Genomic DNA, 9,868 nt, shown 5'->3' with positions numbered 1-9,868 from the left:
ATCCTCATTCACAGGCCCGACGCCTACGATCGGGACAGCCCCCGAGGAGGCGAGGCGGACCTGATCGTCGCCAAACAGCGAAACGGGCCCGCCCCAAGAACTTTGACTGTGGCCAGCACCCTGCACATGTCAAGTTTTCGCGACCTCCCACGGCACTAAGACGATGATGTTGTTGTTGTGAGGGTCTCACGGGCCGGTGGCGGAATCTCACGAATGATGACGGAGTGGTGGCGGATCCGCCAAGTTCGTGAGACACGCGGGTCGTTCAATCCCAAGGCCGACTGCAACGGATTCCCGTTACAGCTTCCGCGCACGCGCCCTGATGCACCGACTGTTTGTCACAGCGTCCGTACGGTCGCCCGCGGGCGTCAGCGGCGGCTAACGGCAGGCTGCTGTAGTTTCAGCTCACCTGGAACGCGTTCTCGGTGGCAGGCAGGCGTTGCGCGGTGTACCTCGTCTTGAGACCTTCGAACTGGCCGAAATTGAAGCTCATGCCGTCGATTAGGTAAGCACCGGCTGCCAGCGGGTCGTCGAGACGGACGGATTCGCCGACGTTAAACGGCGTGTCTCCTTCGTGCTCGAAGCTTGCCTGCGGCCCGTCCAGTGCAACATTGGTCGGCTGGATTAACGGAATGTCACCGCGAACAACTAGCTGCCCGTGGATGTTGATGAGGGCATGGTCAATCAGATCGTCAATGCCATCGAACGCGTCGGCCAGCTCTTTCGGTCGACCGTTCAGCTCAGCGATGACCTCGGCGACACGCTGCCGACGGTACTGGTTGCGCCGCTCGTTGCGTGCAGGCTCGTATGCGTTGACCAGACGCGGATTGAGCAGCACCCCTACACGGTGCCGCGCATCGTCGAGGACGTGCCGATCTTGTTCGGTCAAGGCTGCGGCGAGATCGGCGTAGCGTTGCCATTCGGCCGAATCGGTGAACGCCGCCACAACATCCCGTGCGGTACTGAGAACTTCGTTGCTATCGAGACCGAGCATGACGGCCACGGACGGCGGCGCCGGTTCGGCCTGCAGGTTGGCTTGCAAAACCTGCTGGCTCCACGGTAGCCGAAGCGAGTATTCCGGCGATCGCCGATAGCCACGCGGAGAAAATTGCGGAACGGGGATGGCAGGGTATAGAGGCAGTCGGCTACGCACCCATCCCACCGTCGACTCCAAAACGTGCCCGAGTGGCGCGATCGTGCGCAGGTAGGCGCGCACCTCGCCACTGAGCTGGACCGACGGCACCTGCTGGGCAACCTGCTCCCAATTGCTCGTCAACAATGGTGTCTCGGTCAGTACAGTGACCCCGCCCTGCAGGTTCCGCAGTGCCTCGGTGACCACATCGTCACTGTCGTTACGCGCGGGATGGCGTGCCAGGAAAGTCTGGACTAATGGGCTGCCCGACCACGTCGTAGCCAGTGCCTGCACCGCAGGCCAGACGTCTTGTGTCGACATCATTCACCCTTGTCTATCAACAGTTTTCGCCATATCAGCAACCAGGATCATAGCCAAGTCCTGCTCACCATCGCGTTGATAATCTGCCGGAGGTCTCGAGATGCGCTCTGTGCCGCGCTGGTGGTGACGAATGAGTCCACACGGCCGCGACCGGTCCACCCCGCAGGGTCGGAGAGTTCACCGACAAGGACTTCCTCGCCTGCGGTGAGCTCGGCGAGTTCACGGAACCACACGCCGCGGTCTCGTTCTTCGTCAACTTGGTGCTCGGAGATTGCGAACTGGATCTGCTGAGATGCCGCCGCTGTCAACGCTTCGCCATCAGAACCATGGAGTCCCATCTGCGAGGACAAATCGAGACGATGCTGCAGCAGCGCGGTGGAGTGCGCCGCGAGCATCGCGCGCGACTCCTGCAGGGTCTGCGGCACAGCGACACCCGACAATGCGGGTGCGGTGAGATGTTGTTCAAGCCAGCGGTGCCAAATGCGGACTGCGACCGTCAACGGCCCTTGCCCGTCGCTTAGCGGGAACGTCCATCCCGACTCGAACACGGCGCGATCGGGCGCGGCGCTTCCCAACCAGCCTTCGACGCCGGCGCCGACGGTCGCCACCACCCGGCCGTTGGTGTCCTGCCAGTAGGCGACTGTCGGACGGGCCTGGGTGTTCGGCAAGAGGTGGTCCAGGTGCCGTTTGGTCTCATCGAACCAGGCCTCCTCGGGCGGGCGCCTCTCGTAGGGCGCGACGTTGACTGCGGTGAAGGGCAGATCCCGGGTGAGTCGGTCGGCCAACCCGACAGCCACTCCGGAGAGTTGAGCCAGGAAGCGCGCCCGGGCCCGATCATGTTCACCAAGGTGGTCGGGCAACTCCGCAAGCGAACGACTCAATGCCACGGCTGCCAGGAAATCGGCAAAAGAGTCGTGAATCGGACGAACCGTATCGAAGGGTGCCGACCGGACAATCCCTGTTTCAGAACCGAATTCACGCAGGCGCCGCACGGTCACCGAATGGCCGGCGTCGGTGAGCCGCTGGGCGGACTGGGTCAAAAGCGAACCCCAGTCGAGGGTGTCACAGTAACGCTTCTGTCCGTCGAGGAGTGTGGCGTAGGCCATCCCGAGGCCGGCGAAAAGGACGCTGGCGTCGGGGTAACCGCACTGTTCTGCAATATCCGTCATCACCGTGTGGAAGATCAGGGCGGGACTGGACGCGGTGCCCTGCAACGCAATCGCCCGGGCTCCCAGCAGCAGCATCAGTGGGTTGCTCGCCGCCTCGTGCATCACATGATTGACTTGACGGACCAGCCATTGCGCAGTGCTGGTGTCTAGCTGATAGAAGCTCTCCACGATCCGGCACTGCTCATCTTCAGACATCGGACAGACCATGAGGTCGGTGGTGGTGACCGAGCGGGTTAGCATGGCGCGCATGGCCGTGAGCCCGCGTCCGATCAGCACCAGGTCGGCACGTCGGTCCGCCGTCAGGAACTGTTTGAGCTCATCCTCAAGCTTCTCCCGCGTCCCGGGTGGGATCTCGGTTACTCCGTCGACGGCGATGACGACGTCGGTGTCGGCCAAAGCTGCAGTACCCACTGCGGGATGGGCACCGATGAAGGTGTGCCGGTTAAGCCCTGCGGCGACCATCGCCGCGAGCCGGCCGGGTAGGTAATCCTCGGCGCTGACTGCGATCACCACCGCGCCGTGCTCGGCCGCGCGGCGCTGCATGTCGAGTACGACTGTGGACTTCCCGCTGCCTGATGCCCCAGCCAACAAGCGGACCGCATGTTTTTGTGCCCAGCTCTCCAGGAGTTGCGGCTCGGCTGCTGACCCGACGCCGATGGCAACGTCCGGCCGACACGCCAGCTCGACCGGTGAGACGTCGGGGCGTGCGAGGACCGACGCGCAGAATTTGCTCTTGAGTGCGGTATCCCATTGGGTGCTCGGTATATGGTCTTGCGGCGTTGCCAGCAACGCCAGCACTTCGTCGCGCGTGATGATCCGGGCAGTGTCGTCGGCCAAGCCGCTGCGTTCGGTGACCATGTTGACCAGCTCGAGTACAACCCAACGACCCCGTTCTTCGGCTTCGGCCGTGCTGGTCACGTTGGGTAGGAGCGCCCTGGCGCGCGTCTGCGCCGCGTCAATGAGATCGGCATAGGCCAGCCCTTCAGCGCGAATAGAGGTCCGCGTCAGGGACTCGTCGCTGACGACGACGCCTCCCGTCTTACCGGTGATGAGCTGGCGGATATCGTCCAGGTCGCCGGACGCGGCCTTTTCCAGCGCATCGCGCACTTTCACGCCCGTCGGGCCGAGGCGCCCGTCGGTGACGAATTCATAGGTGGCCCCTGGATTTTCGCCCGCCAGCCCCGACCAGCGAACCAGCTCGTCAATGAGTTCTTGTTGACCCCAGGTATCACTCTGATTGCGCAGCTTAAATTGAGAACCTTTGACAAGATGTCCATCCTGCGAACGCATTTCGACGTCGATGATGTCGTTTTTGGCCTCGACGCGGATGGCATGCAGGCTGGGGTCTGTGGCAATGGTCAAGGCCATTTGCACGGCTTGGGCGTGCTGATAGGCGAACCCTGCCGCTGCAGCGACACCGCCCATACGGTCTGCATCCTTTCCTGGATAGCGCCGCGCTGACCCCAGTCGCGGATTCTATCGCCGTCGCCATGGTGGCCTTCGGCCACTCGGCGTCGTCCCGCGGGTGATGACGACGCGGTGTCAGAGGATCAGACAACCCAGCCGAGACCGTCACCCCCGTAGGAAACGAAGCTTTCTGTGAGACAAACCTTGAAACAACCTGCGTGAGACAAATCGGAGAGTTGCAGGTCACAGCCGCGACCATATGTCTTCTTGTTGTAGATTCTCGCGAATCGTGGCGGAATCTCACGGGTGATAGCGTTGTGATGGCGGATCCGCCAGGTTCGTGAGGCACGCCTGACGCACAATGCGGGGGGTGAGGGGGGTACTTCTCCACCGATTGTTGGCTATCTGCCCAGGGTGTCCAGGGACCGTTCACCGAGAGCTGCGAGCAGTTCATCGACCGCGGATCGAACGTCGCCGACGAATTGTCCCGACCGATCACGAGCGACAGCGTGAGACAACGGCCACGACCGGGTGACCTGAATGCTCGGCCGGACGTCGAACTTGTCAAGCGGCAACTTCGCCGCCCATTCGTCGAGACCGGGGAGCTCCTCTTGTACGGCATAGCCGCGATCGAGGAGCCACTTACGGAATGCCGGCTCGGTTAGTTCCTGACGGGGGCGCCGCCCGGCTCTTTTGTGTCGATAGTCGTCCACCCACTGACGCACATAGTCATCGCCTCTGATGTGCCGGCCTGGATACCAGCGCCGCGGGACGCTGGCCTGCCAGAACGACAAGTGAAAGTTCGCCGCGATGCGCCAATCCGGATCCGCGGTCAACTCAATCAGCGCACCGGCGCGATCCGGGTCGGAGTACACGCGCGTGTACTGGGCGGACAGCTCAGCCGGCCATGCGCTGAGCACGACATCGTTGTTCTCGAGGAATAGGCTCACCCGATCGAACGCAACGACCTGGCCGGGTGTGAACTTGACCCTGGCGTGCCCTAGCGTGTCTCGAACCTCGGCATCCCGGCCGGTCGCTTCCTCCAAGATCGCGCGTAGCCGCCGCAACCGGCGCCCGCGGTGCTCACCGCAGCGCTCCAGATCCGTATACGGCAACAGATCGGCGAAATGCTGTTCGGCGTTGGTGAAAAAGTCTTCCAGGACAGCGTTTTCCGCAGGACTGAGCAGCAGTGATGCTTCGAGCAGATTCCACCAGTGGTCGAGCAAGTCGTTCCACCGGATAGCCCGCCGGGAGGTTTTCTGCGGCGGCGTCAGACCTCGCGTGTTGATCTGAAGAGACTGCTGATCATCGGCGCTGGCGTACAACTTGCTTTCGATCACCACGAGCAGCGCCGCCCCGTACTGAATGACCCCGTCGTAGCGGGCCCGGCGCTGCGAGGCCAGGTTGGGTTCCTGGACGCTCAGATTCTCATGCGGGGCAAGGAAAACACTGACCAACTCGTCGACCCCGCCGGTCTCGTTCTCTGTCCCCGCCGGGACTAACGTCTCGGTCTGCAGCTCGAACCGCGCCGCCGGTAGCGCGGCCAGCGGCCCACAACCAGCGAGCCGCAGAAACACCTCGTGGGCCAGCAGCACCAGCTTCAGCACAATCAGCGCCGCACGAGTTAGCTGATCCTCGTGCCCGGGATCGCGGTCGTATGGCCGAAAGATGCTCAGGTGGCTCTCCATGACGCCCGAAGTTAGCTCATCGCCATGATGTGCGGGCTCGGTTCACGGGTCGCCGTGCCGGCAAAGGTGGGACAGTGGGGCGGTGAGCACTGTGCTTGAACGCCGACTGGCGAAGTGGCCGGACCCGCAGACGCGCGCGCAGGCCGCTGCGCTCTACGCGCAAGGCATGGAGTTACGGGCTGTGCTGCAAGGCTACCCAAATGAGGTAATCAGCGTCTCCGGTGGCAAAACCCTTGGGGCCGCGCGGCGAGCGATCTACGCGTATTACGCGCTGCTGCAGGAGATCACGGGTGAGTCAGACACTGACCCAGACGATCGCCTCGCCGTCGAACAACTGATCCGCGAACAGGGACTAGCGATCGCGATGTGCCGCACCGGTAGTGCGTTGAGCAAGTACAAGGCCGACTTCCCCGAGATCGACCGTTTCCCGGACCTGGCTTGGTGGGCCAGTCAAACGCCGTCGAGTTGGCCGCGCTGAGGCTTGGCTCTCCGCGTCCTTCCCCCGGCTAGGAATCGAAGCGGTTCGTGAGACAAACCGCGGTGCAGCCGTCGTGAGACAAACCGGAAAAGCCCAGCTCGGCGATACCTGCTGACGCACCTGAACGTGAAAACCAATGAGAGGGGTCCATTTCCCGGAAAGCAGAGAACCCCCCGAAGGGGGCCTCTGTTCGACGGGTGGAGAACAAGTTAGGAGCTTGCCCTCCGGTCTCCCCCCAACAACGAGGAGAGGCGACTTTGCTAGGTCGATCTCAGGGTAGAAGCTACCCGACGACGGAATCAAGTATTCCCACCCCAAATCACCGATCTCTCACCGCTGATGTGCGTCAATAGCGTTCAGCGAGGTCACGATCCGACCACAGCCAGCCACCGGAACCGCAGTGGGTACAGGCAGGGCCCCGACGTACTACCGACATAAAGCGGACGGGGCCGGGAGCTTTCCGATTAAAATCAACAGGGTCACCTCACCCAGAGGGGGCCATCGGGAAACGGTGGTCCAGGGGGAGAGAGCCGGCCGGTTCGTGCGGATTGCCACCCAGACGTACTGCCCGGACGAACAGTACGGACGGCTTTGTTCCTGCTCTCGCCGAGCTAAACGACCCAGATGATCCAACACATCGCTGGCCCAACGGAATTGACGGGTAAATGTCTGCTGAAGACGGTGATAAGAGTATCGGCGGCGCCACGCCGTCGCAGGCCCGCCGCCGTGATGCCGAGCGTATGCGCCGCGTGTTGCTGGCTCTGCTGTCTAGTGGCTGCGCAATCACGACCACGGAGCTTCGAATTCAGCTCGAGGGAAACGGATTCCAAGGGACCCCGCACGAGACCGTATATCGCCAGTTACGTTTGCTTGCGGGGCGTGGACAAATTCGTCGCGTCGTGTGGGTCGGTAACGGCAGAGACGTGCGGTGGGCCCATAACCTTCACGACGAAGCAGACATGACATGAACGAAACAGCTTGCGGTAGCGCTGCCTCATCACCCCAACCCTGTCTGCAGCGCCTACTGCGCAGCGACCGAACCCAGCAAGTGTTTCCGGCGTTCCGCCTAGGCCCGATGTGTGGCAAAAGGCCCGGTGCGCACGGTCATAAAGCCGACGAAGAAGCTGGAGAAGGAGCGTAGGGCATGGTCGAAGTTGGTAACGTCGTTGAGACCGCCAATGGGGAGATCGGCGCAGTCGTCGATTGGGTCGACCACGGGATGCGGCCGGGGATATTCACCATCGAGTGGGACGCGGTGACGTGTTGCGGCGGCGTGCCGCCGCGTCACTGGACTCGTGAGGAAACGAAGGCGCTCACGGTTCTGAGCTGACGACTGGTTCGGCCCGAGTCAAGATTCGTGGGTGCGTGTGAACGTTATGTCTCACTGCATGAGCGCGCCGGCTAGCTTCTGCGGTCCGCTGCGATACGGGAGGTCTCAGCGTTCTAGACCGCTGAGATCTCCCGGGGTGGTGTATTGGCCCAGCGCCGAGTTGTACAGCGATACTGCCTTCGACAAGTGCTGCCAACCGGTTTCGGACTTGGCGAACGCCTGTCGGAAAGCGTCGGCTCCCTGCAGTGCGTCGTCGATCGCGGCGCGGTGAGAAGCTACGGCATCCAGGATTTCTGCATGCGCTGCGCGTAGCAGCGCGTTTTCTTCGTTGGCTGATATCAGTCCGGCGCGCAGCCGGTTGTTCTCTTCGACTACGGCCGCGTAGTCGGAGGGCGGCGCCGAGGATGCGGGCTGATTCTGTTCGAATTGGTCAAGGTAGACATACCATCGGCGCTGTTTGCCTGGGCGGGCACCACCTTCGAGTTTTCCCTCAAGGATCATCTTCTGGATGGTTCGACGGTCGTAGCCGAGCAAGCGGTGAGCCTTGTTGGCGCTGATAGTCGCCCGACCCGGTTGGGGCTGTGTCTCCAGTTCCATGCGGGATCTTTCTCAACGGCTCGGTCACTGGCGGTTATCCTACGCTACCAACCGCCAACCCTTTGAGCTGCGATGATGCTCGATGTGTCCAAACTGTGACCTGCATCAATGCGCACAATGTCCACAACACGCCGCGATGGGTTGCAGTAGATGTCCACAATGTCCACTACTGTGTGCAGTGGTGCTCACAAGGCCAGCAAACCTGCAGGTCACTGTGAGATGGGCGCCGCCGTGATGTCTACCCAAACCTCCTCGGCGGGCCCGCGCACCTGAGCCCCCCGGGCTCTGACATCCGGCGGCGAGACCACACGGTCCCGCCGCCGGAATGCGTCGCGTGATCGTCCTCGCCCATCAGCTGCAGCGGCGTGTCCTGCGCCAAACCATGACGACGACATGTCATCATCCCCAATGGGTAGACATCGGGGAAGGAGGACTTCATGTACGCAACCCACCGGACCGTGGCGCGTTCTGACACCGTCTGAGCATTTTCGCCGGCACTAAACACGGGACTTTCCCCTGTAGTTCGCCGGATTTTCTCGTAAACGCCTAATACGTAGGCGTTTTCATCGTGCATAGAAAGTGTTGAGCCCCCGGCTGCCACCAGGGGCTCAACTGTGGGCCGAGTTATCTGACTTGGCCATTTTGTGTTGTCACTTCATGCTCAGATGAAGGGACCGTCGTAGATGACGGGATCAATGATAGCGCGCGGGCTTTCTCGCGCGCTAGATCCACAGTGCGGCAATGAGATAACTTCCGCGCTCCAATTTTCCGATGAATTAGATACACACATCCATCGGGCTCGCGTCGACCCCCACGGGTCGCATCGGTGTCCTCATACGACAGGCGAGCAACCTCCGATCGCCTTTCGCAGAGTCGCGGGGCGACGTCAATGGGTGGAGCACGCCGGGGCCATCTCGGCGACCACACCGATGTGGACGTGTCGATCCGCATGGCTCGACGCACTGAAAGTATGGGCCAATCCTGTTGCAGTGCAGGAAGTGTGCGACAGACTCGGGTGTTCCATCAGCTCAGCAACAGTGCTTGCCGTTGCCACCGCAATGGCGGACTATGCCGATCACGACACTGGGCGCAACATGGCGGCAACCCGGGCCACCCTCGCTCAACGGGTTGGATGCTCACCGCGCACCATCACCACCGCGTGGCGAGTACTGCGAGCCGCCGACTGGATCGTGTTGGCCTCACTTGGACACGGCAACGCACGAACACCTTCAGCCCGTTGCCGGCCATCAATATGGCATCTCACGCCTCGTCGAACTGTGGATCATTTCCACCTACCGTCCAAAACTAACTACCCATACTCCAGTCCTGTTAAGAATCACTCACCAAGCGCGCCACCTCGCGCCGGCGGAATCTCGCAACGGCCAAACACCAGGCGCCCGATGGGGCGCACCCAGCCGCGCCCCATCGGGCTGCAACGCCTCGCCGCAGGGTTAGCCGCTTGCACCCATGGCATCGATCGGCGCAACCGGCACATCGGAGCCTTGTGTGACGCTATTACCGCCTCCGGCATCGACAGCCAGACCTGGACGGCGCGCCAGCTCAAGGATGCTTTAGAGGCGGACATGCGTGTGACCGGATGGCACTGGCCCGACCGCATCACCAATCCGGTTGGATTCCTCATCTCACGGTTACGCCGCTTACCGACCCGCCCCCATGAGCAGGACGCATCGCAACATGCTCAAATGCTGCCCCCGGCACCACCCGATGCCCCACCCCCGCCGGTGG

At 62.3% G+C, this 9,868-nt stretch carries 7 protein-coding genes and 2 pseudogenes; 5 read left to right on the top strand and 4 right to left on the bottom strand.

Translation table 11 applies throughout. From position 1 onward, the window contains the following. Nucleotides 1-159: pseudogene (locus tag ACYQ8K_RS29330) on the top strand (replicative DNA helicase); the annotation flags it as partial. 241 nt (nucleotides 160-400) lie between these two features. Here ACYQ8K_RS29330 and ACYQ8K_RS29325 read toward each other — a convergent pair. The 3 genes from ACYQ8K_RS29325 to ACYQ8K_RS29315 form a co-directional block, all read right to left on the bottom strand. Then, the gene (locus ACYQ8K_RS29325) at nucleotides 401-1,453 is read right to left on the bottom strand and encodes a hypothetical protein (protein ID WP_459974788.1); all 1,053 of its coding nucleotides are present in this window, start codon (nucleotides 1,451-1,453) and stop codon (nucleotides 401-403) included. Between the two features lie 47 nt (nucleotides 1,454-1,500). Next, a complete protein-coding gene (locus ACYQ8K_RS29320; protein WP_459974786.1) occupies nucleotides 1,501-4,047 on the bottom strand; it encodes an NACHT domain-containing protein in 2,547 nt (848 codons plus the stop codon). A 383-nt stretch (nucleotides 4,048-4,430) separates the two neighbouring features. After that, a complete protein-coding gene (locus tag ACYQ8K_RS29315) occupies nucleotides 4,431-5,717 on the bottom strand; it encodes a hypothetical protein (protein WP_459974784.1) in 1,287 nt (428 codons plus the stop codon). Nucleotides 5,718-5,799: 82 nt separating this feature from the next. Here ACYQ8K_RS29315 and ACYQ8K_RS29310 point away from each other — a divergent pair, with 82 nt between their 5' ends. The 3 genes from ACYQ8K_RS29310 (at nucleotide 5,800) to ACYQ8K_RS29300 (ending at nucleotide 7,525) form a co-directional block, all read left to right on the top strand. Further along, complete coding sequence (locus tag ACYQ8K_RS29310; RefSeq protein WP_459974782.1) at nucleotides 5,800-6,195, top strand: hypothetical protein; 396 nt, start codon at nucleotides 5,800-5,802, stop codon at nucleotides 6,193-6,195. Between the two features lie 665 nt (nucleotides 6,196-6,860). Beyond that, entirely contained in the window at nucleotides 6,861-7,163 is a 303-nt protein-coding gene (locus tag ACYQ8K_RS29305) for a hypothetical protein (RefSeq protein ID WP_459974781.1), read from the top strand. Between the two features lie 176 nt (nucleotides 7,164-7,339). Continuing rightward, nucleotides 7,340-7,525, top strand: coding sequence for a hypothetical protein (locus tag ACYQ8K_RS29300; RefSeq protein WP_459974779.1), 186 nt, complete (start codon nucleotides 7,340-7,342; stop codon nucleotides 7,523-7,525). 105 nt (nucleotides 7,526-7,630) lie between these two features. On the opposite strand, the gene ACYQ8K_RS29295 is transcribed toward ACYQ8K_RS29300, so the two are convergent. Beyond that, entirely contained in the window at nucleotides 7,631-8,122 is a 492-nt protein-coding gene (locus ACYQ8K_RS29295) for a hypothetical protein (RefSeq protein ID WP_459974777.1), read from the bottom strand. 1,400 nt (nucleotides 8,123-9,522) lie between these two features. Between ACYQ8K_RS29295 and ACYQ8K_RS29290 the strand changes: the two are divergent. Next, a pseudogene (locus ACYQ8K_RS29290) lies at nucleotides 9,523-9,868 on the top strand (rep protein); the annotation flags it as partial.

It is taken from the genome of Mycobacterium sp. MUNTM1, from assembly GCF_054660795.1.
This window is presented reverse-complemented; position numbering and strand designations above follow the sequence as displayed.